The 26,698-nt window shown below is 66.5% G+C and carries 26 protein-coding genes and 2 pseudogenes; 15 read left to right on the forward strand and 13 right to left on the reverse strand.

Annotation, left to right across the window (positions count from 1 at the left end):
• The first annotated feature begins 155 nt into the window (after positions 1-155).
• Positions 156-1,271 (forward strand): GGDEF domain-containing protein, encoded by a 1,116-nt coding sequence (locus H7F51_RS13345; RefSeq protein ID WP_185664811.1) that lies wholly within the window; start codon positions 156-158, stop codon positions 1,269-1,271.
• 51 nt (positions 1,272-1,322) lie between these two features.
• Here the strand turns inward: H7F51_RS13345 and H7F51_RS13350 are convergent, their stop codons facing one another.
• Positions 1,323-2,000: an outer membrane protein gene (locus tag H7F51_RS13350; protein ID WP_185664812.1), complete on the reverse strand. Its 678-nt coding sequence runs from the start codon at positions 1,998-2,000 to the stop codon at positions 1,323-1,325.
• A 306-nt stretch (positions 2,001-2,306) separates the two neighbouring features.
• Between H7F51_RS13350 and H7F51_RS13355 the strand changes: the two genes are divergently transcribed.
• The 3 genes from H7F51_RS13355 (at position 2,307) to H7F51_RS13365 (ending at position 4,786) form a co-directional block, all read left to right on the forward strand.
• The gene (locus H7F51_RS13355; protein ID WP_185664925.1) at positions 2,307-2,768 is read left to right on the forward strand and encodes a hypothetical protein; all 462 of its coding nucleotides are present in this window, start codon (positions 2,307-2,309) and stop codon (positions 2,766-2,768) included.
• A gap of 45 nt (positions 2,769-2,813) precedes the next feature.
• The gene (gene rlmN, locus H7F51_RS13360; protein ID WP_185664813.1) at positions 2,814-4,082 is read left to right on the forward strand and encodes a 23S rRNA (adenine(2503)-C(2))-methyltransferase RlmN; all 1,269 of its coding nucleotides are present in this window, start codon (positions 2,814-2,816) and stop codon (positions 4,080-4,082) included.
• 155 nt (positions 4,083-4,237) lie between these two features.
• The gene (locus H7F51_RS13365; RefSeq protein WP_185664814.1) at positions 4,238-4,786 is read left to right on the forward strand and encodes a hypothetical protein; all 549 of its coding nucleotides are present in this window, start codon (positions 4,238-4,240) and stop codon (positions 4,784-4,786) included.
• Between the two features lie 8 nt (positions 4,787-4,794).
• Here H7F51_RS13365 and H7F51_RS13370 read toward each other — a convergent pair whose 3' ends face one another.
• The gene (locus tag H7F51_RS13370; RefSeq protein ID WP_185664815.1) at positions 4,795-5,640 is read right to left on the reverse strand and encodes a PhzF family phenazine biosynthesis protein; all 846 of its coding nucleotides are present in this window, start codon (positions 5,638-5,640) and stop codon (positions 4,795-4,797) included.
• Positions 5,641-5,724: 84 nt separating this feature from the next.
• Between H7F51_RS13370 and H7F51_RS13375 the strand changes: the two genes are divergently transcribed.
• The 4 genes from H7F51_RS13375 to H7F51_RS13390 all read left to right on the forward strand — a co-directional run bounded on the left by H7F51_RS13375 (position 5,725) and on the right by H7F51_RS13390 (position 9,625).
• On the forward strand, positions 5,725-6,099 hold the full coding sequence (locus H7F51_RS13375; protein WP_185664816.1) for a glycine zipper 2TM domain-containing protein: 375 nt from the start codon (positions 5,725-5,727) through the stop codon (positions 6,097-6,099).
• A 99-nt stretch (positions 6,100-6,198) separates the two neighbouring features.
• Complete coding sequence (locus H7F51_RS13380) at positions 6,199-6,957, forward strand: SDR family oxidoreductase (protein ID WP_185664817.1); 759 nt, start codon at positions 6,199-6,201, stop codon at positions 6,955-6,957.
• Positions 6,958-7,017: 60 nt separating this feature from the next.
• Complete coding sequence (locus H7F51_RS13385) at positions 7,018-8,295, forward strand: SAM-dependent methyltransferase (protein WP_185664818.1); 1,278 nt, start codon at positions 7,018-7,020, stop codon at positions 8,293-8,295.
• A 112-nt stretch (positions 8,296-8,407) separates the two neighbouring features.
• Positions 8,408-9,625: an argininosuccinate synthase gene (locus H7F51_RS13390; RefSeq protein ID WP_185664819.1), complete on the forward strand. Its 1,218-nt coding sequence runs from the start codon at positions 8,408-8,410 to the stop codon at positions 9,623-9,625.
• 1,076 nt (positions 9,626-10,701) lie between these two features.
• On the opposite strand, the gene H7F51_RS13395 is transcribed toward H7F51_RS13390, so the two are convergent.
• From H7F51_RS13395 to H7F51_RS13405, 3 genes are all read right to left on the reverse strand, one after another.
• Positions 10,702-12,027: an MFS transporter gene (locus H7F51_RS13395; RefSeq protein ID WP_185664820.1), complete on the reverse strand. Its 1,326-nt coding sequence runs from the start codon at positions 12,025-12,027 to the stop codon at positions 10,702-10,704.
• Positions 12,028-12,129: 102 nt separating this feature from the next.
• Positions 12,130-14,244: an acetate--CoA ligase family protein gene (locus tag H7F51_RS13400; RefSeq protein WP_185664821.1), complete on the reverse strand. Its 2,115-nt coding sequence runs from the start codon at positions 14,242-14,244 to the stop codon at positions 12,130-12,132.
• 22 nt (positions 14,245-14,266) lie between these two features.
• Positions 14,267-15,100: a p-hydroxycinnamoyl CoA hydratase/lyase gene (locus H7F51_RS13405; RefSeq protein WP_185664822.1), complete on the reverse strand. Its 834-nt coding sequence runs from the start codon at positions 15,098-15,100 to the stop codon at positions 14,267-14,269.
• Positions 15,101-15,183: 83 nt separating this feature from the next.
• Between H7F51_RS13405 and H7F51_RS13410 the strand changes: the two genes are divergently transcribed.
• From H7F51_RS13410 to trxC, 3 genes are all read left to right on the forward strand, one after another.
• Complete coding sequence (locus H7F51_RS13410; protein ID WP_246448389.1) at positions 15,184-15,624, forward strand: MarR family winged helix-turn-helix transcriptional regulator; 441 nt, start codon at positions 15,184-15,186, stop codon at positions 15,622-15,624.
• 203 nt (positions 15,625-15,827) lie between these two features.
• Positions 15,828-16,139, forward strand: a complete 312-nt coding sequence (locus tag H7F51_RS13415; protein ID WP_185664823.1) for an ArsR/SmtB family transcription factor — start codon at positions 15,828-15,830, stop codon at positions 16,137-16,139.
• The gene (gene trxC, locus H7F51_RS13420; RefSeq protein WP_185664824.1) at positions 16,132-16,578 is read left to right on the forward strand and encodes a thioredoxin TrxC; all 447 of its coding nucleotides are present in this window, start codon (positions 16,132-16,134) and stop codon (positions 16,576-16,578) included. The genes H7F51_RS13415 and trxC overlap by 8 nt, the downstream gene beginning before the upstream one ends.
• Here trxC and H7F51_RS13425 read toward each other — a convergent pair.
• Both H7F51_RS13425 and H7F51_RS13430 read right to left on the reverse strand, forming a co-directional pair.
• Entirely contained in the window at positions 16,575-17,216 is a 642-nt protein-coding gene (locus tag H7F51_RS13425) for a heme-binding protein (protein WP_185664825.1), read from the reverse strand. The two genes, trxC and H7F51_RS13425, sit on opposite strands and share 4 nt — an antisense overlap.
• Positions 17,217-17,220: 4 nt before the next feature.
• Positions 17,221-17,847, reverse strand: coding sequence for a GlcG/HbpS family heme-binding protein (locus H7F51_RS13430; RefSeq protein WP_185664826.1), 627 nt, complete (start codon positions 17,845-17,847; stop codon positions 17,221-17,223).
• A 670-nt stretch (positions 17,848-18,517) separates the two neighbouring features.
• Between H7F51_RS13430 and H7F51_RS13435 the strand changes: the two genes are divergently transcribed.
• Positions 18,518-19,405, forward strand: a complete 888-nt coding sequence (locus H7F51_RS13435) for an SMP-30/gluconolactonase/LRE family protein (protein WP_221774143.1) — start codon at positions 18,518-18,520, stop codon at positions 19,403-19,405.
• 160 nt (positions 19,406-19,565) lie between these two features.
• Here the strand turns inward: H7F51_RS13435 and H7F51_RS18705 are convergent.
• Positions 19,566-19,772, reverse strand: a pseudogene (locus H7F51_RS18705) (integrase); the annotation flags it as partial.
• A 208-nt stretch (positions 19,773-19,980) separates the two neighbouring features.
• On the opposite strand from H7F51_RS18705, the gene H7F51_RS13440 reads away from it, so the two are divergent.
• Both H7F51_RS13440 and H7F51_RS13445 read left to right on the forward strand, forming a co-directional pair.
• Positions 19,981-21,327 carry an alginate export family protein gene (locus tag H7F51_RS13440; RefSeq protein WP_185664827.1) on the forward strand — a complete coding sequence of 449 codons (1,347 nt, stop codon included), beginning with the start codon at positions 19,981-19,983 and terminating at the stop codon, positions 21,325-21,327.
• Between the two features lie 121 nt (positions 21,328-21,448).
• Positions 21,449-22,438 (forward strand): YncE family protein, encoded by a 990-nt coding sequence (locus H7F51_RS13445; protein WP_343061290.1) that lies wholly within the window; start codon positions 21,449-21,451, stop codon positions 22,436-22,438.
• 36 nt (positions 22,439-22,474) lie between these two features.
• On the opposite strand, the gene H7F51_RS13450 is transcribed toward H7F51_RS13445, so the two are convergent.
• Together H7F51_RS13450 and H7F51_RS13455 are read right to left on the reverse strand one after the other, a co-directional pair.
• Positions 22,475-23,095, reverse strand: coding sequence for a Cj0069 family protein (locus tag H7F51_RS13450; protein ID WP_185664828.1), 621 nt, complete (start codon positions 23,093-23,095; stop codon positions 22,475-22,477).
• Between the two features lie 55 nt (positions 23,096-23,150).
• Positions 23,151-24,137 carry an alpha/beta hydrolase gene (locus H7F51_RS13455; RefSeq protein ID WP_185664829.1) on the reverse strand — a complete coding sequence of 329 codons (987 nt, stop codon included), beginning with the start codon at positions 24,135-24,137 and terminating at the stop codon, positions 23,151-23,153.
• A 117-nt stretch (positions 24,138-24,254) separates the two neighbouring features.
• On the opposite strand from H7F51_RS13455, the gene H7F51_RS13460 reads away from it, so the two are divergent.
• The gene (locus H7F51_RS13460; RefSeq protein WP_185664830.1) at positions 24,255-24,608 is read left to right on the forward strand and encodes a TetR/AcrR family transcriptional regulator; all 354 of its coding nucleotides are present in this window, start codon (positions 24,255-24,257) and stop codon (positions 24,606-24,608) included.
• On the opposite strand, the pseudogene H7F51_RS18970 reads toward H7F51_RS13460, so the two are convergent.
• From H7F51_RS18970 to H7F51_RS13470, 3 genes and pseudogenes are all read right to left on the reverse strand, one after another.
• Positions 24,587-24,814 (reverse strand): annotated as a pseudogene (locus H7F51_RS18970) (DDE-type integrase/transposase/recombinase); the annotation flags it as partial. The gene H7F51_RS13460 and the pseudogene H7F51_RS18970 overlap by 22 nt on opposite strands.
• A gap of 64 nt (positions 24,815-24,878) precedes the next feature.
• On the reverse strand, positions 24,879-25,292 hold the full coding sequence (locus tag H7F51_RS13465; RefSeq protein WP_185664831.1) for a hypothetical protein: 414 nt from the start codon (positions 25,290-25,292) through the stop codon (positions 24,879-24,881).
• Positions 25,292-26,482, reverse strand: a complete 1,191-nt coding sequence (locus H7F51_RS13470) for a glycine zipper 2TM domain-containing protein (RefSeq protein WP_246448400.1) — start codon at positions 26,480-26,482, stop codon at positions 25,292-25,294. The genes H7F51_RS13465 and H7F51_RS13470 overlap by 1 nt, the downstream gene beginning before the upstream one ends.
• Between the last annotated feature and the right edge of the window lie 216 nt (positions 26,483-26,698).

Consider the following 26,698-nt stretch of genomic DNA (forward strand, 5'->3'; position numbering starts at 1 on the left):
TGTCAGCGTGTCCGGACTGTCCGCTTTCGCACGAGCAGATGGGTAACTTTCGGCTTAGGTAAGCCAACCTAAGCAGCCAGCAACCGGCTGTCAGCCACGTCGGACTAGGGTTTCTCGGGAATTGGCCGGGTCGCACCAGCCGAGGAACCACATCAATGTTTAAGTTTCTGGCGCGCTCCGTTGGCGCGCAAGACGATATCGATCACCCTGAAGCCGAGGATCTTACCGCAGGGCCCGGGCGCACCGCGCGGCGGGTGCTGCTCGACCGGATGAGCGAGTTCCTGATCGGGAACGACCTTGACGTCAGCCCCGCCAACCTGCTGCTCGCCCATGCCGCCTTTTCGGGTTCCGACCTCGACCTGGCGCGGCGCATTGCCGAGCGCGAGCTGGCGCGCGAGGCGATCGACCAGGACTGGCTCGACCGGATGAAACCGGCCGAAGCCGACGAGATGGGCAGCGAAGAACGCGAGGCCGAACTCGACCGCCTGATGGGGCGGCTCGACTCGTCGCTGGCCAGCTTCTCGTCTGCGACGACGCGCGCGCACGGCACCACGGCCGCTTACGGGGACAGCCTGCAGCAGCATGTCGGCGAAATGGGCGGCAACAGGATCGGCGGGGACGACACGACCGGCGAGATGCTGACCAGTCTCGTCGGGATCGCCAAGGCCATGCTCGAGCGGACCCGCGAAGTCGAGGGCGAGATGAAGCGGTCGAGCGAAGAGGCCGAAAGCCTGCGCAGGAGCCTGGAGCGGGCCCGGCGCGATGCCGAGATCGACCACCTGACCGGGCTGCCCAACCGCCGCGCTTTCGAGGGGGTCCTTGCCAACCAGTACCGCGAGGCCCAGCAGGAAATCGACCTGCTGACCCTGGCGATCTGCGACATCGACCATTTCAAGCGGGTCAACGACCTGCACGGGCACGAGACGGGCGACCGGGTGATCCAGGCGATCGGCCAGGTCCTCGCCCGCATCTCCGACGACCGCTGCCATGTCGCGCGCCACGGCGGCGAGGAATTCGTCATGCTGTTTCGCGGGCGCAGCGTGCGCGAGGCCAAGGAGATGCTCGATCTGGCCCGCCGGCAGCTGGCCGACCGCAATTTCATCAACCGGATCACCGACGAGCCGATCGGACAGATCACCTTTTCGGGCGGTGTCGCGGACGTATTTGCCTATGCCGATCCGCGCGATGCGCTGCGCGGAGCGGACGAGGCGCTGTACCGGGCCAAGGCCGAAGGGCGGAACCAGATTGTCGGCGCCGAGCGGCAGAAGTGACAGGAAAAAGGGGCGCGCCGGACAGGCGCGCCCCCCATCGGTGCGACCCGATCAGAAACGCAGGCCCGCACCGACCACGACCTGGTGGCGGTCGGTGTCGATCTGGAAGCGGCTGCTGTCGGGCGTGGTGCCGTTGAAGTCGAACTCGGCCTTCTTGTAGTTCGAATAGCGGTATTCCGCCTTCACATAGGCATTGCCCGAAAGCTGGTGCTCGATCCCGGCACCGACGCGGTAGCCGTCGGTATCAAGGCGCTGGTCGCGGCTGACCGTGCCGTTGGTGCCGATCAGGCCGAAGCGGGCATTGGTATAGCCGCCCTTCACATAGACCATCGTGGACGGCGAGGTGACGAAGCCGACGCGGCCGCCGACGTAGATGTCACGGTCGGCCGAGACGCGGCCGAGGTTGAACACGTTCGGCTTGCCGTTGTTGTTGTCCCACTTGGCGGTCGAATCCGAGAGTTCGGCCTCGACACCGGCGCGGACGCTGTTGCCCAGCGCCGCGTCGTAGCCGACGCCGACGCCGTAGGTCACGCCGTCGATCGACTGCTTGAGATCGCGGGTATTGTCGATGTCGACCGAGCTGCCCGAACGTAGGTGATCGTAGCCGACAATGGCCTCCACCCGGGGGCCGACGAAGGGCTCGCGCCCGTCCTGAGCCGCGGCGATACCCGGCAGCGCCACGGCGGAAACCGCAGTGGCGGCGGCGAGGAGAAGAGTGGTCTTGGACATGGGATACTCCGTTCACTTTAACGTGCGGGCTGCTGAGCCCGGCAGGTGCGAGGGAGAATGTCTGGCCGTGCCGGCTGGTTTCATGAACCTCAGACAACGAAACGGTGTGACATTGCTGCAACACGGTAAAGGGATGAAAGGACGCGGAATTCGGGCCGGACGAGGGATCGCATCGGCGAGCCCGCAATGGCTTGCGCAGGTTGCGCCCGAGCCCCTAGGATTGGGCTCGTCACAATGATCGCCGGACCGGGCAGCCAGATCTTGAACAACATCCCATTTCCTCCTGCCCGCCTGCTGCTCGCCGCCATGGCGGCCTTGCTCGCCACGCCCGCCGCCGCGCGGGACAGCCTCGGCATGTTCGGGGACTGGGGCGCGTTCCGCGATCCGGCCGTGCCGCGCTGCTACGCCATCGCCATGGCCGATCCCTCGGCCTTCGAGCGCGAGACCCAGCCCTATGCCGCGATCGGCACCTGGCCGAAACGCGGCGAGCGCGGGCAGGTTCACTTTCGCCTTTCGCGCCGGATCGCGGCGGGCGGGAGGGTCACGCTCTCGCTCGGCGGGCAGCGCTACGTGCTCGCCGCAGGGGGCGCCGATGCGTGGGCTGCCGACCCGCGCATGGACGCCGCGATCGTGGCCGCCATGCGCTCGGCCCGCTCGATGTACGTCTCGGCGCGGGACAGCCGGGGGCGACCTTTCGGCAACGCCTATGCCCTGCCCGGCGCCGCCACGGCGATGGACAGCGCCACCCTCGCCTGCGCCCGGCTTTAGAGAGCCTAGATTTTCGGGGCCATTGCGCATATATGCGCCGCTCCCATGGCCGATACGAACCTCATGCAGATCCCCGGGCACATCGACCCGGTCCCCGTCCCCCGTGACGTGACCCCGCGCGAAGACGGGCGGGTCGACCTGCTCGGCCTGCCCCGGCCGCGCATCGCCGAGCTGTTCGCCGAGGCCGGGCTCGACGCCAAGGCCGCCAAGCTGCGCGCCAAGCAGGTGTTCCACTGGCTCTACCATCGCGGCGTGACCGAGTTCGAGGCGATGACCGACATCGCCAAGACCATGCGCCCGTGGCTGGAGCAGCGCTTCGTGATCGGCCGCCCGGAAATCGTGCTGGCCCAGCATTCGTCCGACGGCACCCGCAAGTGGCTGCTGCGCACGGCCGATGGCCACGAGTTTGAGATGGTGTTCATCCCCGATGCGGACCGGGGCACGCTGTGTGTTTCCAGCCAGGTGGGCTGCACGCTCAACTGCCGCTTCTGCCACACCGGGACCATGCGCCTGGTGCGCAACCTGACGCCGGGAGAGATCGTCGGCCAGGTCATGCTGGCGCGCGATTCGCTAGGCGAATGGCCCAAGGGTGCGGGCGACATGCGCCTTGCCACGATGGCCGGGCTCGATGACGAGGAGGATGAAGGCTCCTACTCGTCCGACGGGCGCCTGCTCACCAACATCGTGATGATGGGCATGGGCGAGCCGCTCTACAATTTCGACAATGTGCGCGATGCGCTGAAGCTGGTGATGGACGGGGATGGGCTTGCCCTGTCCAAGCGCCGGATCACCCTTTCCACCAGCGGCGTCGTGCCGATGATGGCGCGCTGCGGCGAGGAGATCGGGGTCAACCTGGCCGTCTCGCTGCACGCCGTCTCCAAGGACGTGCGCGACGAGATCGTGCCGATCAACCGCAAGTTCGGGATCGAGGAGCTGCTCCAGGCCTGCGCGGACTATCCCGGCGCGAGCAATGCCCGGCGCATCACCTTCGAGTACGTGATGCTCAAGGACAAGAACGACAGCGACGAGGATGCGCGCGAGTTGGTTCGCCTGATCAAGCAGTACAAGCTGCCGGCCAAGGTCAACCTGATCCCGTTCAACCCCTGGCCCGGCGCGATCTACGAATGCTCGGCGCCCGAGCGCATCCGCCGCTTCTCGGAAATCGTGTTCGAGGCAGGGATTTCCGCCCCGGTCCGCACTCCGCGCGGGCGCGACATCGATGCCGCCTGCGGCCAGCTCAAGACCGCGGCGCAGAAGATGAGCCGGGCAGAACTGGACCGGCTGGCCGACGAAAAGCAGGCGGCTTTGGGCTGATTTCCTCCGACGTTCGCCGTTTTTGCGAAGCACGAATGACGAAGGAGCTGGCGCCAGGCGCCGCTGACAGCGGCTGTTTGCGCGAGTTGCCCGCGCTCGACATGCCGGTTTGCGCCTACCGACGGCCTGTGGGATGAAGCAGGGGGGAGGACCGGATGCTATTTACGGTATTACTTGCGGCAACCGCACCAATTTCAGTCGACAAGAACTTGTCGGAGATGGCCGCCCTCTACGATGAAGTTTGCCTCAGAACCTTTCCGGACGACAAGTCAGTTGCGAGGCTGATGGCTGAGCGCGGCGCGGAGGAACTTTCTCCTGCGGAAGTGACAGTTACGATGGTGGACGATCCGGCGCGCGCGTGGCGACTGGCCGGCTCAAAAACCACAGTCTGGCTCGAGTTTCCTCCCTTCCACGCGTGTTCGGTCCGCTGGAACTCACCCGAGATCGGCGACCTTTCCGCCTACCAAGCCATCGCCGAGCGCTACATGGCGTCAAACGACTATCATCCGATGGAGCCGCTCGAAGGGGACCGGGGCGATATTCACATCCGTATAACCGGCCAGAGGCGCGATTTGCCCGGCGACGGGGCCGAAAGCCTCATGATGGTGGTGCAGAACATCAGCAATTCCGCGCGGCGCGCAGCGGGTGAAACTGGGCTTTCACTCCGTTTCGTGCATCAGATCGCATTCCCGCGGAAAGACTGACTAGCCCCTCACGCCAGCGGCGTGAGCCGTCCGCCCATCGAGACGGCGCGGACGACGCCGCCGATCCAGACCGAGCCATCCTCGTCGCGGCGGACGTGGACGCGGCCGTCGGCGCCGACCTTGCGGCCCTGCCCCGCGACATAGTCTTCCGGGGCGAAGCCGGCTTCGAGCAGGTATTGCGCCACGGCGGCGTTGAGGCTGCCGGTGACGGGGTCTTCCTCGATCCGGCCGGTGGCATCGGCGAAGAAGGCGCGCAGTTCGAAGGCGACGCGGCTGCCGGCCGGGTGGGGCGCGAGCAAGCCGACGTCTGTCGGGACGTCGGCGCGGCCGACCGGCTCGGCGGCGAGGAGATCGTCGAGCCCGCGCAGATGCAGCAATTTCCAGGTCGGGCCATTGTCGGCATGGACCGCGGCGACGACGGCTTCCTCGGGCACTCCGGCGACGCGGATGGCTTCGGCCCGCTCCTGCTCCGACAGGGGGCCGGAGCGGCGCAGCGGCGGGGCGCGGAACGCGAGCTGGCCGATCTCGCGGCGCACTTCGACCAGGCCGATCCCGCATTGCTGGACGACAGCCCCATGGCTCTTCGGCTCGCCCCCGGCGGCCAGCCATGCGAATGCGGAGCCGAGCGTGGGATGGCCGGCAAAGGGCAGTTCGCCCGCCGGATAGAAGATTCGCACCCGGTAATCGGCGGCGGGATCGGTGGGCGGAAGCAGGAAGGTGGTCTCGGAAAAGCCGAGCCAGCGAGTGAGCGCCAGCATCTGCGCGTCATCGAGCCCTTCCCCCTCGCGGACCACGGCGAGGGGGTTGCCGCTCTGCGGCCCGCTGGCGAAAACGTCGACAAGGTCCAGTCTCATGTTCAGCTTGGTGCCACGAAGCGCGGCTACAAGGAACCCCCGGCGGGCCAACTGCGTTCTCGCCATGCGAAAGGAATATCCGTGATGAAGAAATTCGTCCTTGTTGCCAGTCTTCTTGCCGTGGCCGCGCCGGTGCCGGTGCTGGCCGATCCGCCGCCGTGGGCCCCCGCGCATGGTCGCCGCGCCAAGGAGCAGGCCCGGGTATATGATCAGTACGGCCGCTATTACGAGCCGCGCCGCCTTAGCCGGGGCGATTCGGTGTGGCGCGGCACTGACGGGCGCTATTACTGCCGCCGCGACAACGGCACGACCGGGCTGGTCGTCGGCGCGGCGCTGGGCGCCCTGATCGGCAACAGCGTGTCTTCGGGGCGTGACCGCACGCTCGGCACGATCATCGGGGCGGCCGGCGGCGGCCTGCTCGGACGCGAGATCGATCGCGGCAGCGTGCGCTGCCGCTGATCGAGGGCGCGGCCGGAGGGTCTTCCCCGGCCCTCCGGCCTTACGATGGATCGTGCCAGGGCCTAGGCAAGAGTACCGCGCCTGTGCTTGAAGGCCGGCATGACACGTCCTGCCATCCTGATCACCGGCGGCGCCAAGCGGATCGGTTCGCTGGTGGCGCGCCGTTTTGCCCGCGCGGGCTGGCACGTGGTGATCCACTATGGCCAGTCCGAAGCGGCTGCGCGCGCGCTCGCCGAAAGTCTGCCCTCGGCCGAAGTGGTTTGCTGCGACCTGTCCCGGCCGGACGAGGCCGAGGCCATGGCGATGGATCTTGCCGGGCGGCTGGAGGACTGGCGGATGCTGGTCAATTCGGCCGCGGTCTTCCGCTTCGACACGGCAGAGCGGCTTGACCCGGCGGTGCTGGCCGAGGCGGCGGCGGTGAATGCCGAGGCTCCGGCCCGGCTTGCCCAAGCCTTCCTGCGCAGCGCCCGGGCGCGCGGGGGGCGCCGCGTGGTCGACCTGCTCGACCAGAAGCTGGTCAACCTCAATCCCGACTTCTTCTCCTATACCATGGCCAAGGCGGCGTTTGCCGCGGCCATGGCGATGCAGGCCATGGCGCTGACCGCCCCGGCCGACCGGGTCTATGGCCTCGCGCCCGGCGCCATGCTGCCCAGTTTCGACCAGGCCCCCGACGAACACCAGGTCAGCGGCCGGATGAACCTGCTCGGCCGGCTCAATGATCCGCAGGAACTGGCTGAAGCGGCACTGTTTCTCAGTGAGGGATGGCTGGCTAGCGGTCAGACGCTGTTCATCGATTCGGGGCAACACCTGCTGCGCCAACCGCGCGACGTCCTTTATCTGGCACGCGGACTGGCCTGAAGGCGCGACCGGGAACCGCCAGCCCGTTCGCGGATTGTCCGTTCATCGGGAGGTCTGTTGATGTGGCTGCTTGATCGTATGCTGCGTGCGCTGGTTCGCGAAGGCCGGCTTGTTCTGACAGATTACGATTCGAAGGTTTATACCTACGGCGATCCTGCCGCCGATCCGGTTCGCATCCGCCTGACGCAGAAGGGCACGGCCCTGCGCATCGCGCGCGATCCGCGCCTTGGCGCGGGCGAAACCTACATGGACGGCGAACTGGTGATCGAGCCCCCGCACGACGTGCGCGACCTCGTCATGCTGGTGATGGGCAACGGCGCGCGGATCGGCAACGACGTCGATGCCCCCAGCCCGCTGCGCCGCTCGGTCGACCGGTTGCTGTGGCGGCTGGACCAGTTCAACCACCGCGCCCGCTCCAGCAGCAACGTGCGCCATCACTACGACCTCACCCGCCAGTTCTACGAGCTGTTCCTCGACGAGGACCGGCAATATACCATGGGCTGGTGGCAGAACGCCGACGTGACGCTGGAGCAGGCCCAGCTCGACAAGAAGGCGCTGATCGCGGCCAAGCTGCTCATCAAGCCCAAGTCCGACGGCTCACCCATGCGGGTGCTCGACATCGGCTGCGGCTGGGGCGGGCTCGCGCTCTATCTCAATCGCCATTGCGGCTGCGAGGTGCTGGGCGTCAGCCTCGCGCCCGACCAGGTGAAGTTCGCGCAGGAACGGGCCGAGGCAGCAGGCGTGGCCGATCAGGTCAGGTTCCAGCTGATCGACTACCGCGACGTGACCGGCAAGTTCGACCGGATCACCTCGGTCGGCATGATCGAACATGTCGGCGCCCGCCATTTCGGCGAATATTTCGGCAAGACCTTCGAGCTGCTGGCCGACGACGGGATCATGCTGACGCACACCATCGGCCGCACCGGGCGGCCCGGACGGACCGACAGCTGGACCCGCAAGCACATCTTCCCCGGCGGCTATATCCCGGCGATGAGCGAGCTGATCACCGCGATCGAGAACACCGGCTGGCAGCTCGGCGATGCGGAGGTCCTGCGCTATCACTATGCCCTCACCCTGCACGAATGGTATCGCCGCGCCGTGGCGCACGAGCGCGAGATCATCGCGCTTTACGACGAGCGTCTGTTCCGGATGTGGCAATTCTACCTCGCCGGGGCCGAGCAGGCCTTCCGGTTCGACAACATGGTCAACTTCCACCTGCAGACGGTGAAGAGGCAGGGCGTGCTGCCGATGACGCGCGACTATATCGCCGAAGAAGTGGCGCGGCTGACCGCGGCCGAGCCCGCGCCGGAATGGCACCTGGCCCAGGCGGCGGAATAGAGTCCGTCCTGAAGGCCCGAGACTGGCCCGGGAAGGGCTCACGATGGTTGCGCCCGCGCGGCCGCCCTGTTAGGCGCGCCGCAAATCCCTTTCTGCGCAGCGGAGCGTGCACATGTCCGGCATCAAGAAGGTTGTCCTCGCCTATTCGGGCGGCCTCGACACTTCGGTGATCCTCAAGTGGCTGCAGGTCACTTACAATTGCGAGGTGGTGACCTTCACCGCCGATCTCGGCCAGGGCGAGGAACTGGAGCCGGCCCGCGCCAAGGCCAAGCTGATGGGCCTGGCCGACGAGAACATCTACATCGACGACCTGCGCGAGGAATTCGTGCGCGACTTCGTCTTCCCGATGATGCGCGCCAATGCCCGCTACGAGGGCGACTATCTGCTCGGCACCTCGATCGCCCGGCCGCTGATTTCCAAGCGCCTGATCGAGATCGCGCACGAAACCGGCGCCGATGCGGTCGCCCACGGCGCCACCGGCAAGGGCAACGACCAGGTCCGCTTCGAACTGTCGGCCTATGCGCTCGATCCGAACATCAAGGTGATCGCGCCGTGGCGCGAATGGGACCTGACCAGCCGCACCGCGCTGATCGCCTGGGCCGAGCAGCACCAGATCCCGGTGCCCAAGGACAAGCGTGGCGAGAGCCCGTTCAGCACCGATGCCAACCTGCTGCACACCTCGTCCGAGGGCAAGGTGCTGGAAGATCCGTGGCAGGAAACCCCGGACTACGTCTATTCGCGCACCGACGATCCGGAAAACGCGCCCGACCAGCCGGAATACATCACGATCGACTTCGAGCGCGGTGACGGCGTGTCCCTCAACGGCGTGGCGATGTCGCCCGCCACCCTGCTGGCCGCGCTCAACGAACTTGGCCGCAAGCACGGAATCGGCCGCCTCGACCTCGTCGAGAACCGCTTCGTCGGCATGAAGAGCCGCGGCATGTACGAAACGCCGGGCGGCGAGATCTATGCCCGCGCGCACCGCGGCATCGAACAGATCACGCTTGATCGCGGCGCGGCTCACCTCAAGGACGAGCTGATGCCCAAGTATGCCGAGCTGATCTACAACGGCTTCTGGTTCGCCCCGGAGCGCGAGATGCTGCAGGCCGCGATCGACCTCAGCCAGGAAAAGGTCGCGGGCACGGTTCGCCTCAAGCTCTACAAGGGCAATGCCTCGGTCGTCGGCCGCAAGAGCGCCAACTCGCTCTACTCGGAACGCCACGTCACCTTCGAGGACGATGCCGGGGCCTACGACCAGAAGGACGCGGCGGGCTTCATCAAGCTCAATGCCCTGCGCCTGCGCTTGCTGGCGCAGCGCGATCGCGGCTGAGCGGAGATTTTGCTGCACCTCGTTCGCAGGTGCAGCAGGCAAAATCGCGCGCCCTGACGGGCCTTCATGATTCTGTCCACCGCATGGGCCGACTTATCCACCGTTCTGTCGTAGGGCTGTGGATAAGTCGGCCTTCGTGCGCTTGAACGACTCGGTTCTTGGGCGCAGCTTCAAGGGGTCGAAACGAACGGAAACGACTGCGAGAGGATGGGCGAAAGCCTTGAACTTCAAAGGAATTTTTGCAAGTTGAGACCCTGCGGCAGGTCCCGCAGCAGTATCGGAAAACGCGCCGGCCAAGCCCTTCGGGACTGGACCAGCGAACCGCAGATGCTGTGAGTGGAACGCCAAGGGACGACCGCTACAGCGGCCCGCAGCACAGCGCTGGCACGGCTCGAAAGGACGATCTCTTCGGAGACAGCTGATCGACGCAGCCAGAGGCAACTGAAGGCCATTGCAGCGATCACGGAACCGCCAGACGGACGGCGACGGTGCGGGAGATTGCCATTGGGCAATCCTTCCTCAGCATCCCAGCCTCCGCCTGACGGGACCGACGCCGCGCCGACGTGGGGACAGGATGGCAAAGGCCCTTGGGGCAGATGCCGGAATTTTCGCACCTCTGGTGGCTACGACCGCCGGAAACGGCGGATGCCGGGTCAAGGCTCACCAGCAACCGCGTTCCGTGATCGCGGCGAGAGGGAGCCGGGCCACCGGTCAGGCAGGATCAGCCAACGGAAGGGGAAAGCGGCGCCTCGTGCGCATGCCGGAACCGGACGAGTCCGATGCGACGAGCATCACGATGCAAAGCACCCCCCGGTGCCACCGTCGGGGCGCTCGGAAAGCGTCACAGCGACCGGCTGTTCAAGTGCCTGCACAACCGCGCCTCGATCCGCGTGATCGAAGCTGCCGGATAAAACCGGGAAAGGGCCGCCGCCGCAAGGCAGCAGCCAGACGGCAGACGTAGGTCACGTCACAGGACGGCAGGTGAGAATGGGGCTGACGGCAACGTCGGCCCCATTTGGCGTTTGGGGATGGTGACGGCAGCCGGGTTCGAACCCCTCGTCCTTAGGGTCAGGACCCTACTGCCCCTCCGCCCCGTGCCGAGGCAAGGCGAGCAGGGCGCCGAGCGCCACCAGCGATCCGCAAGCCATGATCGTGGCCACGGCCGGAAGGCCGAAGCCCGCCTCGAACAGGAGGCCGCCCACGACCGGGCTCAGCGCCGCCCCGCCCCGGCCCAGGCCGATCACAAAGCCCGTCCCCCCGGCGCGGTTGGCCGTGGGGAAGCTGCTGGCGACCAGGGCATAGAGCCCGACGATCACCGCATTGGTGCAGAAGCCCGCGACCGCGGCGGCGAGCGACAGCGCGTGGAGGTCGGCCGGGCTGCGGCCGAACATCGTGACCATGAGCGCCGACGCGACCATGAACAGGCCCAGCAGGCCGCGCAGCGGGAAGCGCAGCGACAGGGCGCTGAACAGCAGGCCGCCGACAAGGCCGCCGACATTGGCCCAGACCAGCACCCCGCCCGCGGCAGAAGCGGCAAAGCCCATGTCCGCCACGATCTTTGGGGTCCACTTGAGGACGAAATAGAAGGTCAGGAGATGCATGAAATAGATCACGGTGAGCAGCACCGTGATCGCGGCCATGCCGCGCGTGAACAGTTCGGAGACCCGGGGCTTGCGCGCCTGCGGATCAGGCGGCGGCAGGCTTTCGACCGCGAGGTGGCCGAGCGCGGCGAGGCTGCGGTTGACCCGCGCCAAGGTATCGGCGCCGCGCTTCTGGAGCAGGGCGCTGACCGGTTCAGGCACCAGCAGCGGCACCAGCGGCAGGAACAGCGCGGTCATCCCGGCGCCGAGCCAGAAGACGTGGCGCCAGTCACCATGCACCAGCAGGGCGCTGGCGATGGCCCCGCCGACGATCGCGCCGACCGGATAGCCGGCCGCCATGATCGCGACGGCCGCCCCGCGCCACTTGTCGCTCGAGAATTCCGCGACCAGCGCATTGGTGACCGCCAGCATCCCGCCGATCCCCAGCCCGGTGAGCAGGCGGGTGACCGCGAGCACGCCGATACTGTCGACCTGGGTGGTGCTGAGCATGCCGATCGCCATGATCACGAGGCAGACCATGACCGTCGGCCGCCGGCCGATCCGGTCCGCCACCTGCCCGAGCACGACCGACCCCGCCATCATCCCGATCAGTTCCATCGACAGCACGACGCCAAGCGCAGCGCGGTCGATCCCCCATTCCTTCGCGATCCCCGGCGAGGCGAAGCTGATCGACAGCACGTCGAACCCGTCGAGCGCGTTGAGCAGGGTGCACATGGCGATCGCCAGGACCTGCCGGAAGGTCATCGGCGCGCGCGCGATCAGGCGCCGCGGGTCGGTCTCAAGCAGCTGGGCACTGGCCATCGGGTCCTCTCTCCTGCCAACCGGCCGCGACGCGCGCGGCCGTTGATTATCGTTGTAGCGCAGGTTTTTCCGGCGTCGGCAACTGGCTGTTCGTCTGTCCGGTTACCCGACCAGCATCAGCGCGTCGAGCGCGACAACGCCCTCGCCCTGCGGGTGGAGGATCACCGGGTTGAGATCGAGTTCGAGCAGCGACGGTTCGGCCAGCAGGACGCTGCTGATCGTGCGGATCAGCCGCGCCAGCGCCGCGACGTCGAGCGCGGGCGAGCCGCGCCAGCCGCGCAGCAGGGCCGCGCTCCGGAGCTGCATCAGTTCGGCGACGATCTGCTCTTCCGACAGGTCGGGCGTGATCAGGCGGACGTCCTGCAGGATCTCGGCCGTGACCCCGCCAAACCCGGCAAGGACCACCGGGCCCCATTCGGGATCGTTCTTCGCGCCGACGATCATCTCGGTCCCGCGCTTGCCCATGCCCTCGATCAGCACGCCGTCGAGCGCGATCGCGCTGTCATAGGCGGCGACGGCGGCATGCATCCGTGTCCAGGCTGCGCGTACCGCCCCGGAGTCGGCGAGGTTCAGCGCCACGCCGCCCGCATCGCTCTTGTGGCTGAGCGCGGCGGCCTGGGCCTTCATCGCGACCGGGAAGCCGATCGCCTCGGCGGCGGCGGCGGCCTCGTCCGCCGAGGCGGCAAAGCGCCCGGCCGGGAAGGACAGACCGAGCGGGCCGAGCAATTGCTTGGCGCGATATTCGGGCACGACCCCCTGTTCGCCGGCGAGACCGGGCACGGGGGCGGGAGCCGGAGCCGCGTCGGCGAGATCCGCGCTCGCGGCCCGGCCGATCCGGGCCAGCGCGCGCAGCACGCGCTCGCTGGTGGGGAACCACGGCAGGCCCGCCGCGCGCAGGTCCGCCACGAAGTGCGGCGGGATGCCCGCGCCCTCGTCGAGCCCGGCGAAAACCAGCGGCTTGGTCAGGGTGCGGCCTGCGAGCGCCTTGAGGATGGCCGGGACCTTGATCCCCGAAGTCACCGGATCGCCCTGGATGATCCCGGCGAGAATCGCGCCGACGCGGGGATCCTCGATCAGGGCGCCGAGGGTATTGGTGTAGATCTCCGGCTGGCTCAGGCCCTGCGCGGTGATGTCGAGCGGATTGCTGACCGGCACGAAGGGCGGCAGCGCCGCGCGGAGCTTGGGTGAATTGGCATCGTCCAGCGCCGCCAGTGGCAGGCCCAGTTCCTCGGCAAGGTCGAGCGTGAGCGCCTTGAAGGCGCCGGATTCGCCGAGCACGGCCATGTCCGTGCCCGCGACCGGCGGGCAGCGCACGAGCAGTTCGGCGATATCGCCCAGTTCCTCGAGGGTTTCGGCGAAGATCACGCCGGCGCGGCCGACGAGGGCGCGCATCAGTTTGTAGTCGCCCGCCATGGCCCCGGTGTGGGTGGCGGCGGATTCGCGCGCCGCGCTCGACTTGCCGGGGTGGAGCAGGACGATCGGCTTGCCCGCCGCCCGCGCCCGTCGCGCCGCCGCGAGGAAGGCGCGCGGCTGGCGGAACTGCTCGACGATCATCGCGATGACGTGGGTATCGGGATCATCGACGAGGAAATCGACATAGTCCTCGACGCCGCTTGCGGCCTCGTTACCGGTCGAGACCGAATAGGACAGCGGCACGGCGCGCGATTGCAGGGTCGTGCCGATGACCGCCGCCATGGCGCCGGACTGCGAGACGATCCCGGCGGCGCGGCGGCCCGAATGCGCCGCGCATTCGGTCTCGACGAAAGTGAGCGGCACGCCGTCGACATGATTGACCATGCCGAGGCAGTTCGGCCCCTCGATCACCATGCCCGCTTCGGCGGCGATGCGGGCGATCTCGGCCTGCTGGGCCATGCCCTCGGCCCCGCCCTCGGCAAAGCCAGCCGAGAAGATGACGACGGCTCCGCACCCGCGCGCCGCGAGGCCCCGCACGGCGTCGAGCACGGCGGGCTGGGGAATGGCGAGTACCGCGACGTCGACCCCCTCGGGCAGGGCCTCGACCGAGGGCAGGCAGGCCCGCGCGCCGATCGCCTCGCGCTTGGGATTGATCGGGTAGATCGCCCCGGCAAAGCCATTGCGATCGAGATTGCCGAGGACCGAGGCGCCGAGCGCGCCCGGCTTGTCGCTGGCCCCGACCACGGCGACCGATCGCGGGCGCAGCAGACGGGCGATCATCACCTGATCGGGACGCTTGGTCATGACTCTCTCCCCGAGGCGCGAATCAGCGCTGCTTGCTGAGGTCGTAGGCGCCGAGCCCGGGCTTGAAGGTCTTGTCGTCGATGAACTGGCGGGTCGCTTCCTTGCGCCCTTCGGAATCGAAGAAGTTGGCCGCTTCCTGCGTGCGGACGAGATAGTCCATCGAATTGTCGAAGGTCATCTCGCTCACCCGGCGGATCGCCCACTTGGTGCCGCGCAAGGCATGGGCATTCTTGCCGAGCAGGACCTGCGCGATCTCGGTGACACGGGCCTTGAGTCGATCGGCGGGAACCGCCTCGTTGACCAGGCCCCATTCGGCGGCCTTCCTGCCATCGACGTTCTCACCCATCATCGCGTGGTACATCGCGTTGCGGAAACCGGTCAGCTCGACGATCACCTTGGAGGCGCCGCCGCCGGGAAGAATGCCCCAGTTGATCTCGGACAGGCCGAACTGCGCGTCCTCCGCGGCCACCGCAAGGTCGCAGCTGAACAGCGGGCCGTAAGCCCCGCCGAAGCACCAGCCGTTGACCATGGCGATGGTCGGCTTTTCATACCAGCGCAGGCGTTCCCACCAGCCATAGGCTTCGCGCTGGGCCTTGCGCACGGCGCCAAGGCCCTTTTCCTCGTTCTCGCGGAAGTATTCCTTGAGATCCATGCCCGCGCACCAGGCCGAACCCTCGCCGGTCAGGACCAGCACGCCCACATCCTCGCGGAACTCCAGCTCCTCGAGCACCTGCATCATCCGCCGGTTGAGCCGGGGGCTCTGGCAATTGCGCTTTTCCGGACGATTGAACGAAACCCAGGCGATCCGGTTCTCGACGACGTAGGTTACGGTATCGTCTTGCGCACGATCGGACATGGCATTGCTCCCAGAGAGGCTGTATTTGTTTTCCGATATAGCCAAAATATTGCTATGGTCAATAGCTTTTACGGAGCATCCCCTTGGTCGAAGATACCCGCGCCCTTCCCTCCCCCGCCGAGACGCTCGAGTTGCTGCCGGGCTATCTGCTGCGCCGCGCGGCCACTGCGATGATGAGCGAACTTTCCGCCCGGCTCGCCCCGCTCGACCTGCGGATTTCCGACGCCACCTTGCTGCTGCTGGTGAGCGACCGCCACGACCTGACTTCGAGCGAGATCGGCAAGGTGCTCGACATCCAGCGCGCCAACATGGTGCCGCTGCTCAACCGGCTGGAAGCGGCCGGGTTGGTCCGCCGCGAGCCGATCGACCGCAAGTCGCAGGCGATCGTCCTGACCGAGGCGGGACAGGACCATCTCGCCAAGGTGAAGAGCATCACGGCCAGCTTCGAGGACGATCTGCTGGCACGTATCCCGGCGCAGCACCGGGCCCATCTGGTGCCGGCCCTCAGGGCCCTGATCGGCTGAGGCAGGCCGCGCGGGAATGCGGCGTCGTTGCCGAAAGCCGCCCTGGATTGCCGCGGGGCTTCGCCCCTCGCAATGACGAGTGTTTCGGATCGGGTCCTTGCGCCGCGTTCAGGAACGCGGGCGCGGCGACGGAATTGTCAGAGAGACGGGGCCGGGCGGGCAGGCTTGCACCTTGACCGACCGGCGCTAGAGGATGGCAGGAGATGAAACCGACCGATCTTTCCGAGCTCAAGGCCAATGCCACGGCGATGTCGAGCCGGCTCAAGCTGATGAGCCATCCCGAACGGTTGCTGATGCTGTGCCGGATGGACGAGGGCGAAGTTTCGGTCAACGAACTGGTCTCCCTGACCGGCCTGTCGCAGTCTTCCGTTTCCCAGCACCTTGCCCTGCTCCGCGCGGAAGGCGCCGTCGCGATCCGGGGTGAGGCCCAGACCCGCTATTACAGCCTGAGCGACGCCACCGTGCGGGGGATCATCCACGCCCTGTGCGAACTGTGTGACCAGAACCATGGCTGATACCGGATTCCGCCTGATCGCCTGTCCGGTCTGCGCCACGCTGAACCGGGTGCCGGCGGTGCGACTGGGCGGGGGCGGCACTTGCGGGCGCTGCAAGGAAGCCCTGTTCGCCCGCCGGCCCGTGGCCCTGACCGCCGCCAATTTCGAGGCCCACGCCCTGCGCTCGGACCTGCCGCTGCTCGTCGATTTCTGGGCCAGCTGGTGCGGGCCCTGCCGCCAGATGGCCCCGGCCTTCGCCGCCGCCGCGAGCGAACTCGAGCCTCAGGTCCGGCTCGGCAAGCTCGACACCGAGGCCGAACCGGCCCTCGCCGCGCGCTACGCCATCCAATCGATCCCGACCCTCGTGCTGATCCACAAGGGCCGCGAGATCGCCCGCCAGTCCGGCGCCATGCCGGCCAGCACGATCGTCGGCTGGGCCCGGCAGGCGCTCGCCGCCTAGAGCCGCGCGGCGATGGCCGCCGCACCAGCGGCGGCGCAGGCCTCGTCCTCGGACGGAGCCGAGCCGCTCGCCGCCACCGCGCCGACCACCTTGCCATTGACGATCAGCGGCACGCCGCCCGGAAAGACCGACATGTTCGGCCTGACCCGGGCGAGCGTGGCGAAATCATTGCCGCGCAGCCGCACCTGAACCGCCGACGTGACCTCGCCGAATTCGATCGCGGCGAGGCCCTTGCGGGCGGCATTGTAGACATGGCCAGGGGTCAGGCCATCCATCTGCGCACCGGCCACCAGCACGCCGAGTGAATTGACCACGGCCACGCCGACGCGCGCACCGTCCGCGCTGCACTTGGCCACGGCGGCCTGGATCGCGGCCTGAGCCAGCTCGAACCCGGGGCCCGGAATCACCGGGTTGGGCGTCGCCGGGCGCGACCCTGCCGGGCGCGGCGGCGAGAGCATGGCGGCCATCGGCGGCGGCAGGTTGTCTCCGGGCAAGGCCACCGGGTCGCGCGGCGTGGCGACCGGAACGGGCGGCGCTATGTACGGGCCAGTGCCGGCCGGCGCCGGTGTCTGGGCCGAGACGGCAGAGGCCACGGCGGCCGCGAGCGAGGCGGCGGCGATCAGGAAAGCGCTGCGCACGGCGTCAGATCCGCGAGGCGACGGCAGCGGCACCGGCGGCGGCGCAGGCCTCGTCCTGCCGCGACATGGCGCCGCTGGCCCCGATGGCGCCGATTACCTGCCCCTTGGAGACGAGCGGGACCGCCCCGGCGAAAGCGAACATGTTCGGCTTGATCCGGGCCAGGGTCGCAAAATCTCCGGCGCGCAGGCGGGTCTGGACCTCGGAGCTGGGCACGCCGAATTCCAGCGCGACGAGGCTCTTGCGCAGGCCGTTGAACACGGTGTTGGGCGAAGCCCCGTCCATCCGCAGGGCGGCGACGATGACGCCCTGCTGGTTGGTTACGGCCACGCCGACCTTGAGCCCATCGGCGGCGCACTTGGCGATGGCAGCCTGAATCGCGGCAAGGGCGACGTCCATCTGCGGGCCCGGAGCCTGCGGCGGCGGGGCGGGACGCGGGGCATTCGCGGCCGCGGGCGGCGGCGGCGGAGCCACGACATTGGCGAGCGGGGGCGGAAGATTGTCGCCGGGAATCGACAGCGGATCGCGCGGCGTGACCGTCGCCGGGGCCATCGGCGGAGGGGGAGTTTGCGCCAGCGCCGCGCTTGCCATTGCCGCCAGCGCGGCCGCGCCAGCTCCGTTGATCACCCTCATTTCATCTCTCCCGTCCAGCGCCTGTGCGCGAAGGGCAAGTCTGCGCAATGCGGCGGAGCGAGGCAAGCCGGCGGGTGCGGTTGTTATGGGCTCGGTCCCATAACCTTTCGCCGGAGCGGCCTGCGATGGTGGAGAATGGTCATTGCCCGACCACGCCATGGCCACCAAGTGGCGCGCACGTTGCCGAGGCTCAGACCACACACTCCAACGTTGACGTCGGGGTCGTAAGTTCAACGCCTGACCCTCAACAGTCCGGCCATGGGTTCGCCAGGTTCTGCGGCCTGGAAGCTGCCCATGGTTTATCTCGACGAACGGTGTCGTTGAGGCCGTTCCCAAAAATAGCGACCGTTCCGGGCACGACAACATTGCGGAGGATGGACCATTTGGTAGCTTGCAACGAAGCTGGGCGGCCGGTTGCGGGTGCAGGTACTGACCTGAACCTCGGCGGCTTGGCCGAACGAGGAACGGATAACGGCTCCACAGGTTTGGCTGGGCAATGGGGGGACTGATGAACAGGCGCGCATTTCTCATGGCGGCTGGCGGAGCGGCCGTTGCATCAAAGGCATTGAGTCAAACCGCGGCGCCACTTGGCGAAACTGGCGTGCCCGTGCCTCACCAAGGCCTGCCTCTTGGCCCACTTACGCAACACTATCCGGACCAAGCCGTCCAGATGCTCGACAAGCGCTTTCCCGGTGTGCCGGGTACCGCCTCGGTCGAACGGGTTGCATCCGGATTCCGGTGGGCCGAAGGGCCTGCCTATTTCGCAGCTGGCCGCTACCTCGTGGTCAGCGATGCCCCCAACAACCGGATGGTGCGGCTGGTCGAGGACGACGGCCGGCTCAGCACCTTTCGTCAGCCGGCGATGAATTCGAACGGCAATACGGTCGACCGTGAAGGCCGCCTGATCACCTGCGAACATTTCACCCGGCGGGTCACGCGGACCGAACACGATGGGCGGATCACCGTGCTGGCCGAGCGCTGGGAAGGCAAGCGCTTCAGTTCGCCCAACGACGTTGCCGTCGCACCCGACGGGTCGATCTGGTTCACCGATCCGACCTACGGACTGGATGGAGACTATGAGGGGGTCAAGGGCACCAGGGAGCAGCCGGGCAACTACGTCTATCGCATCGATCCGACGAGCGGCGCGGTAACGAAAGTCGGCGACGGCTTCGATCAGCCCAATGGCATTGCCTTCTCGCCCGATGGGCGCACCTTTTATGTCGTGGACAGCGGACGGCCTGCCCACATCCGGGCCTTCGAAACCGATCTGGAGCGCGGCCGCCTGAAGGGTAGCCGGATCTTCGCGACTAGCGGCGGCCCCGGCAACAGCGACGGCCTGCGCTGCGACATCAATGGAAATCTCTGGTCCAGCTTCGGCTGGGGCGACCCGAAGGAGGACGGGGTTCGCTGCTACGCTCCCGACGGGACCCTGCTCGGCAAAATCCACCTTCCGGAAACCGCCGCCAATCTCACTTTCGGCGGTCCGCTGGGCAATCGGCTTTACGTTTGCGCTTCCACCTCGATCTACGCGGTTTACGTGTCCACACGCGGTGCCTAGGCCGGCCTGCCGCAAAATCTAAATGGCGCGATCAGACTTCGGCGATTCTGCAAACCTCAACGAAGCCGCCATTCGGGCTCTCGGATCGGCGCCCTGTTAGCTGCCGGCCGTTCATGCGGCGAGACCAGTTCCCCGGAGCCATCGGGGAGCCGGCACTGGCTCAGATCTTGGTGCGCTCGGACCGGGTGAGCGCATCATCAATGCCCACGCCGAGGTATCGGACCGTATTCTCGATGTTGGCGTGCCCCAGCAGGATCTGCACAGCCCGCAGATGGCCGGTCGCCTGACAGATGGGCTACACTTTCGTGCGGCGCATGGAGTGCGTGCCGCACACCGGCCTGTCGAGACCGACCGTTGCGGTCCACTCGCCGCCCTGGAGGCCAGCGTCCATATGCGCTGCAACGATAGTGCAATGCAACCGGCGCAGAGCACCGCGCAACCTTGTGCCCTCCCCAATCTCTACTTCATGAGTTGACATTTTTCATGCTCATTGAAATATGTCCGCCGGGGATGCGATCTCCCCTTCAGGCTACCCGGCCCAAGCATCGCGTCCATTGCCATTTCAAGGACGCCGCATGTCTGCCGGATACACTACCCTTTTGCCTGCAATTTGCCTGCTTGCCCTGCCAACGACTGCACTCGCAGAAGACGCATCCGATGGCCTCTTGGTCTCGGGCAGCGTTCGCCTGCGATACGAGGCGATCGAAAATCAGGCCCGCGCCGGCTTTAACGCCAGCGATCAATTGACCGAGCTGCGCACCCAGGCGAAATTCGTCCTGACGCACCGGGCGGTGCAACTTGTCGCAGAGGTTTACGATAGCCGCGCGTGGGGTGCGAACAGCGGTACGCCGCTGACGACCAACGAGGTCAATACGGTCGAGCCGGTTCAGGCCTACCTTCAGGCAAACCTTGGCGATGCGCTGGGGCGAGGAACCAGCGCCAAACTGCAACTGGGGCGCTTCACCCTTGATCTCGGCTCCCGCCGGCTGATTGCCAACGACGACTACCGCAACACCACCAGCGGGTTCACTGGCGTCCGTGCAGACGTCTCCACGAGCAGCGGCATCAAGGCGACAGCGATCTACGTCCTGCCGCAGACCAGACTTCCCGACGACGGGGCTTCCCTGCGCGACAATGCCGCCACCCTGGACAAGGAGAGTTTTGCCTCGGTGCTCTGGGGCGGCTTTCTGGCAAGGCAACCCAAGGGCAGCCCCTTGCTGACCGAAGCGAGTTTCCTGCACTTCGGCGAGCGGGACGCTCCGGGCCGGGCAACACGGGACCGTTCGCTCAACAACGTAGGGCTTCGCCTAGTCAGCGAACCGCGCGCCGAGCGGTTCGACTGGGGTCTTGAGGGCATCTACCAGTGGGGCGAGATCAGCGCCTCACTTGCTCCGGGAGCGGCAATCCTGCCCGTGAGCGCGACTTTCGCACGGGTTCATGCCGGCTACAGCTTTGCCGGTGCCTGGAAACCACGAATCCTGGTTGAGATCGACCGTGCGAGTGGCGATGGCACGGGGACGACCTACGGGCGCTTCGACCCGCTGTTCGGAATGCGGCGCGCCGATCTGGGACCGGCCGGACTCTACAATGCCGTTGGGCGCTCCAATGTCGCGTCCCCGGGCATCCGGCTCGAACTGACGCCAACCAAGCGGTTCGACGCATTTCTCGGGTACCGGGCGCTGTGGCTGGCCGACCGCCACGACGCCTTTGCGACAACCGGCGTGCGCGACGTGAGCGGCAATTCAGGCAGTTTCGCGGGCCACCAGCTTGACGTCCGGCTGCGCCATTGGCTGGTGCCCAGCCGGCTCCGCCTCGAGCTGGACGGAACCTATCTGGCGCGGGGTCCGTTTCTCGAGCAGGCTCCCAACGGCCGGACCGGTGAGGTCCGATATGCCTCTTTCAACCTGACAGGGTTCTTCTAGCAAGCAGGCGCATTGGTGGTTCGTAGTCGCCGGCAAGATTGACTTCGAACGTACCAGCACTGACTTGTGATCTGTCCCACTCGGAATCGGACCAGTCGCCCTCACGCGATCGGAGAATGCAGTGAAGCCACTGTTTCGGACCCTTGCCATTGCCTTACCGCTGGCGCTGCCGGGTTGCGGCAAGGCCCAGGTATCCGCCGGTTCTGCGCCGCTCACGATCGAACGGACTATTCAGCTCGACGGCGTGGCAGGTCGGATCGACCATCTTGCAGTTGATCTGCGACATCGCCGGATCTTCGTGGCGGAACTGGGGAATGGGAGCGTTGACGCGGTCGACCTTGACAGTGGTGCATCGCACCACATCGGGGGCCTGAAGGAGCCTCAGGGATTGGCCTATCTGCCCGACCGCGATGAGTTGGTGGTGGCGAGTGGCGGAGACGGGACGATCCGCTTCTTCAACGGCCAATCGCTGTTACCCTCGGGTGTGATCCAACTCGGCCATGATGCGGACAATGTCCGGGTCGATCCCGTGTCAGGTCTCGTGGCAGTAGGGTATGGATCGGGGGCGATCGCCTTCATCGACCCGGTCCGCCGGGCTGTGGTCTCGACCATCCACCTGCCAGTCCATCCCGAAGGGTTCCAACTGGCCTCCGATCGCGCAGATCTTTTCGTGAATCTCCCCGACGATCGCAGCGTGGCTGTAGTCGACCGGACGACCGGGACCATCGCCAACCGTTTGCCGGCCAGACACCAATTGAACTTTCCGCTCGCGCTCGACCCGGTGTCCCACACCATCGCCGTTGCCTATCGCTGGCCCGCTCGGCTGGTACTGATGGACGCGCAATCAGGCAGTGTCCGCCAGGACCTGAAATCCTGCGGTGATGCCGATGACGTAGCCTTCGATCGCGCCAGGGGCCGCATCTACGTCGTCTGCGGTTCGGGATCGGCCACTGTTTTCCAGAAGGGCGCCGCCGGTTATGAACTGCTGGCGGCCGTTCCAACCCGTGCGGGGGCCCGCACGGGACTGTTCGTTGCTGAACTCGACCGACTGTTCGTCGCCGCCCGCGCCAATGGAGGGAAAGGCGCTGCCCTAATTGTGCTTCGCCCATAGATCGCGCCACACAGGGCACCCTTTGCACGTTCGATCTTACGCCGGCCGTCGGGCCCGTTCAGCGGCCTTGAGACGGCAGATCAGGGTGTCTGCGAGCGCGTCGGGTGCCTCATCGGGAATTGGGAATACGGAACTGGCGTTGATTTCGCACAACACATAGGTGTCCTGGCCATCCGGAGTCTTTGGGCCCAGCAGGAAGTCGGCGTCCCAGATGACCGGCAAGGTCGAGATTTCGAGACCCAGCAACCGGACCATGCCGGGCGTCCAATCGTTTTCCATGCTGGTTCGCAAGCCCTGAAAACGATCATCGCCCGGACCTGAATAGAGCCGCGGGCCGGCGGGGCCGGCCTTGCGATCCGCCAAGGCGCGAACGAGTTGGTGCCCGAACCCGACCACCTTGTTGCCGGACATATAGCAGCGGACCATCCCATCCAGATGGCGGGCCTGGAAAGGTTGATCGACCAGACCGCCGCCAGCCTCGGTTTCCACCCGCCATTCCGATAGGAAGTCGGTCAGCGACAGCCTGCGCGCCGGCTCCGCCCCGCGTGCGCTCAGGACATCCTCCAGACCGCCGGAAAGGGCAGTGACTTTCCACACGCCGATGCCGCCGTACCCGGCGCCGATCGTAAACGCAAAGGGGGCAATGGCCACCTTCATGTCATACTCGCTCAAGTGCAGAAAAGGCGCCCGGCTGACCAGGCGCCTATTTGGCTCAATGCGCGTAGGTGCTGGGGATGAAGCCCTGCTGGCCTAGCCATGCGTGAAACACACCCAGCCAGCCATCGACTGGCAGGTTCTGCCTGGCCGTGCCGAAGCCGTGCTGACCCTTGGCATAGATGTGCAACTCCGCCTTGGCGCCGGTCGCCAGCCAGTTGGTGAACAGCGCGGGGATGCGCGCGGCAAGCGGATCGTCGGCAGCGCCGGCCATGAACGCGGGCGGCAATCCCGGAGAGAGCTCATCGGGTGCAAAGGCATAGATGATCCCGACAAAATTGGGCTTATCAGCAGCGGCTGCGCGGATGGTGGCCCCACTCGACACGGCCCCACCAGCCGAAAAACCGATGATGCCGATCTTCGCCGGGTTCACACCGTATTGGGCGGCATGACTCCGGACGTACTTGATCGCTTGCTGGCCATCCGAGATCGCGCCATTTTCAATCGGCCCCATCGTCAGCCCCGGAGGCGGTGCGCCAGCGCCGGTGGGCGCGGCTGCACCCGGCCGGGCCGCTGCCGCCCGCATCATCTCGTCCATGCCCTGCATGATGCCGCCAGCGGTGGTGGGCATCGGATTCAGGCGATATTTGAGCACGAACGCCGTGATGCCGCGGTCGGCGAGCCATTGCGCCACGCGCAGCCCCTCGTTCTTGAAGCTGAGTACGCGAAAGCCGCCGCCTGGAGCGACGATCACTGCGGCTCCATTAGCTTTGCCCGCCGCAGGGCGGAACACGGTCAGGGTCGGGGTCGTGACATTGACAATTAGGGTGTCCGGGTTGGGCGGGTTGAAGCGCTTGCCCTCGAGATCGATTGCGGTCTCCTTCTGCGTCCAGCCTTCGGTGCCAGGCGCCGCGCCCTGATAGAGCGGGATGACTTGATGGGCCTGAGGCTGCTGTGCCTTGGCTATCGCGGCCGAACCCGGTGCCCACAAGGCGAACCCGGCTGCCGCGCAGATCATGCGCGCCTTCAATTTTGTCATCTGCATCGTCTCCCGCTTTGAAAGTGACACCCCCTTCTACGCGATTTGTACGTGCGTACAAATATGAAATTTGCGATACCTCAGCATTGATTAGAGTCGAAACCACCCGCCAAGGCTGCACATATGTCGACATCGGATCACCCCACGCGCGAGCAGATCCTGCGCGCCGCCGAACCGCTTTTTGCAGAGCATGGCTTCGCCGGCCTAACGATGCGCGACATCGCGGCCGCAGCCGGCGTCCATCTGGGCCAGTTGCCCTATCACTTCGGCACGAAAGAGGCCCTGTACCGGGCGATCTGGGAGCACTGGATCAGCCAGGTCGAAGCGCGGGCGCTGTTGACCGAAATGCAGCCCGGCGCCCACGCCTCACACGCGGCGCAGCTGCGCGGGGTGGTCAAGGCCTTCTTCGATGGGCCGTGCCGCATGATGCGCGATCCGCGGGGAAAGCACTTTGTCGCCGAGCGTCCCTGTTTGTAGACTTCCCTGCTGACGAGGTGGCGTTCCTGAGAGAAATGGTTGTGGACCGGGGCGTGAACGGACCCGAACTTCTGCAGCGTCTTCATCCGTCGGAAGCGGAGCATGGCACGCTCCCGCCTCCGCACGGGCAAATGGCTGCTCTCACAGCGATTGTTCGCTTTTTGCTCCCATCCGAGGTCGGTCATCGCCGCGCGGTATGACCGCAAGGTGCGCGATCAAGCTCGTGGCCGATAGGGTCACTACTTCGAGAGCATTCGGTACGTTCTCCGGCTATGGCGCCGCAGGAACCGAGGGAGCGAAAGTGAACTGCTGCTCGGCTTGGGTCTTGAGGCGCCTTCCTTCCGCGACCTTGTCCTGACCTTGAGCTAGTAGGGTCGCAGCTTGCCGCTGTGCGGATTGTGCCTGCTCGGTACGTTCGCCGTACTTCGCCAGATCCCGCGATGCCCCGGCTGCCTTGGCCTGCGCGTCGGCAACCTGCCTGTTGCCCTCGGACATCATCTTGTCGCCACGTTTCCATTGATCGGCGAGCGCGCCCTTCTTGCTGGCCAAATCGCTCGATCGTCCCGCTTCTGCCTCCATCCGGGTGCCGTTCGTATCGGGCGGGCGCGTGGTGGCGCAGCCTGCCAGCGCTGTCGCAAGCAACACTGACATGGCAGCCGTTGTGGAGAAGCGTGAGCCGCTCATCACGATGGCCTCATCCGCAGGCTCGCACGCACACGGTCGATCCGGAACTGCAGCGAGGCTTCGTCGCGGCTGGACAGGTTACCGTCGCGATCATGGCGCATGCGCCGTTCGCTCGCCCGGATTAGGTTCAGTTCCCGCAAGGCGCCCATCGTCCTGCCGCGCCCGACTGTGCGGAAGCTCTCGGGTGAGCGGGCGTAATTCTCAAGGCTGGCAAGTTGTTCAAGCACCGGGCCGGAGAGGGCGGACGCCATCCTGCCATCAGCGAATATCCAGCGCCCCCGACTATCATAATAGCCGGTGGAGGCACCGACATGCCAGCGCCGGTCAGCCCCGTAATAGCCGGGCTGGGCATCGGCGATCCAGTTTCCAGCTGGATCGCGATGACCGGCCTGTTCGCCCGCCATCCAGCGTCCCTGAGTATCGTAACGGCCGATCGTGGCGCCGGCGACCCATTGGCCGCGCTGGTCGTAATAGCCGCTGGCGCTGCCGGCGATCCACTGATTGTTGCTGTCATAATAGCCGTTGGACGACGACGGGATCCAGCGGTTCTGGCTATCGTAACTACCGCTCGGAGTGCCGTCGCCGCGCTGGGGAACCCAGTTGCCGCGCGTATCGTACTGGCCGTTCGGGGCGCCGATGACCCAGGCGTTGTTGCGATCGTAATATCCGGTCGAGCGCCGATCGGCGTCGGTATTGGCGTGCCACATCCCGCGCGTATCGTAGTAGCCATAGGCATTCGACCGCCCGTCGGGGGCCGTACGGGTGTTGCTCGCCATCCAGCGACCATCGGGATTGCGGTAGCCTTCGGCGGAGCCGGGGATCCAGTTGTCGTTGCGGTCATAATAACCATTGGCCGATGCCGGCACCCAGCCGCCCGACGCATAGGCGCCGCCACTGCCGCTCCTGGCGACCCAGCGGTTACCGTCATCGTAATAGCCATCGGGCGTACCATCGACCCATCGCCCGTCACGGTCATAGTAGCCGCGGGCGTCGTTTGCCGAGACCGCAGTCGCGTGCCAGCGGTTCTGTTCGTCGTAATAGCCATAGGCATGGCTGCAATCGCTGCTCGGCTTGGTTGCCTGGTTGCCGATCACCCCACCGACCCCAGCGCCGATGACCGTACCCAGCGTCTTGTCGCCGCGGCCTGCGATCACGTTGCCAAGGACCGCCCCGATGCCAGCACCGGCCACAGTTCCTACTACGCGGGTGGACCTCTGGCGTTCGCAGCTATCCTGCGCGTAAGCGATTGATGGAACAAGGGCTATGGCGGCGATGCTCGCCGTAAAAAGATGCCTACGCATGTGGATTGCTCCGGAAACGGCGGATGCACGTTCCTCACGGACACAACGTGCAGAACATTAATTAGTTTCCGATTCTGAATCACACTGCCCATTATTTGAATATTA

Source organism: Novosphingobium flavum (assembly GCF_014230315.1).
GTDB lineage: Bacteria > Pseudomonadota > Alphaproteobacteria > Sphingomonadales > Sphingomonadaceae > Novosphingobium > Novosphingobium flavum.

What these genes read in the sequence shown, in the direction of transcription:
- H7F51_RS13345 (WP_185664811.1), top strand. Translation starts at nt 156, where the DNA reads ATGTTTAAGTTTCTGGCGCGCTCCGTTGGCGCGCAAGACGATATCGAT.
- H7F51_RS13350 (WP_185664812.1), bottom strand. Translation starts at nt 2,000, where the DNA reads ATGTCCAAGACCACTCTTCTCCTCGCCGCCGCCACTGCGGTTTCCGCC.
- H7F51_RS13355 (WP_185664925.1), top strand. Translation starts at nt 2,307, where the DNA reads ATGGCGGCCTTGCTCGCCACGCCCGCCGCCGCGCGGGACAGCCTCGGC.
- rlmN (WP_185664813.1), top strand. Translation starts at nt 2,814, where the DNA reads ATGGCCGATACGAACCTCATGCAGATCCCCGGGCACATCGACCCGGTC.
- H7F51_RS13365 (WP_185664814.1), top strand. Translation starts at nt 4,238, where the DNA reads ATGCTATTTACGGTATTACTTGCGGCAACCGCACCAATTTCAGTCGAC.
- H7F51_RS13370 (WP_185664815.1), bottom strand. Translation starts at nt 5,640, where the DNA reads ATGAGACTGGACCTTGTCGACGTTTTCGCCAGCGGGCCGCAGAGCGGC.
- H7F51_RS13375 (WP_185664816.1), top strand. Translation starts at nt 5,725, where the DNA reads ATGAAGAAATTCGTCCTTGTTGCCAGTCTTCTTGCCGTGGCCGCGCCG.
- H7F51_RS13380 (WP_185664817.1), top strand. Translation starts at nt 6,199, where the DNA reads ATGACACGTCCTGCCATCCTGATCACCGGCGGCGCCAAGCGGATCGGT.
- H7F51_RS13385 (WP_185664818.1), top strand. Translation starts at nt 7,018, where the DNA reads ATGTGGCTGCTTGATCGTATGCTGCGTGCGCTGGTTCGCGAAGGCCGG.
- H7F51_RS13390 (WP_185664819.1), top strand. Translation starts at nt 8,408, where the DNA reads ATGTCCGGCATCAAGAAGGTTGTCCTCGCCTATTCGGGCGGCCTCGAC.
- H7F51_RS13395 (WP_185664820.1), bottom strand. Translation starts at nt 12,027, where the DNA reads ATGGCCAGTGCCCAGCTGCTTGAGACCGACCCGCGGCGCCTGATCGCG.
- H7F51_RS13400 (WP_185664821.1), bottom strand. Translation starts at nt 14,244, where the DNA reads ATGACCAAGCGTCCCGATCAGGTGATGATCGCCCGTCTGCTGCGCCCG.
- H7F51_RS13405 (WP_185664822.1), bottom strand. Translation starts at nt 15,100, where the DNA reads ATGTCCGATCGTGCGCAAGACGATACCGTAACCTACGTCGTCGAGAAC.
- H7F51_RS13415 (WP_185664823.1), top strand. Translation starts at nt 15,828, where the DNA reads ATGAAACCGACCGATCTTTCCGAGCTCAAGGCCAATGCCACGGCGATG.
- trxC (WP_185664824.1), top strand. Translation starts at nt 16,132, where the DNA reads ATGGCTGATACCGGATTCCGCCTGATCGCCTGTCCGGTCTGCGCCACG.
- H7F51_RS13430 (WP_185664826.1), bottom strand. Translation starts at nt 17,847, where the DNA reads ATGAGGGTGATCAACGGAGCTGGCGCGGCCGCGCTGGCGGCAATGGCA.
- H7F51_RS13435 (WP_221774143.1), top strand. Translation starts at nt 18,518, where the DNA reads ATGCTCGACAAGCGCTTTCCCGGTGTGCCGGGTACCGCCTCGGTCGAA.
- H7F51_RS13440 (WP_185664827.1), top strand. Translation starts at nt 19,981, where the DNA reads ATGTCTGCCGGATACACTACCCTTTTGCCTGCAATTTGCCTGCTTGCC.
- H7F51_RS13450 (WP_185664828.1), bottom strand. Translation starts at nt 23,095, where the DNA reads ATGAAGGTGGCCATTGCCCCCTTTGCGTTTACGATCGGCGCCGGGTAC.
- H7F51_RS13455 (WP_185664829.1), bottom strand. Translation starts at nt 24,137, where the DNA reads ATGCAGATGACAAAATTGAAGGCGCGCATGATCTGCGCGGCAGCCGGG.
- H7F51_RS13460 (WP_185664830.1), top strand. Translation starts at nt 24,255, where the DNA reads ATGTCGACATCGGATCACCCCACGCGCGAGCAGATCCTGCGCGCCGCC.
- H7F51_RS13465 (WP_185664831.1), bottom strand. Translation starts at nt 25,292, where the DNA reads ATGAGCGGCTCACGCTTCTCCACAACGGCTGCCATGTCAGTGTTGCTT.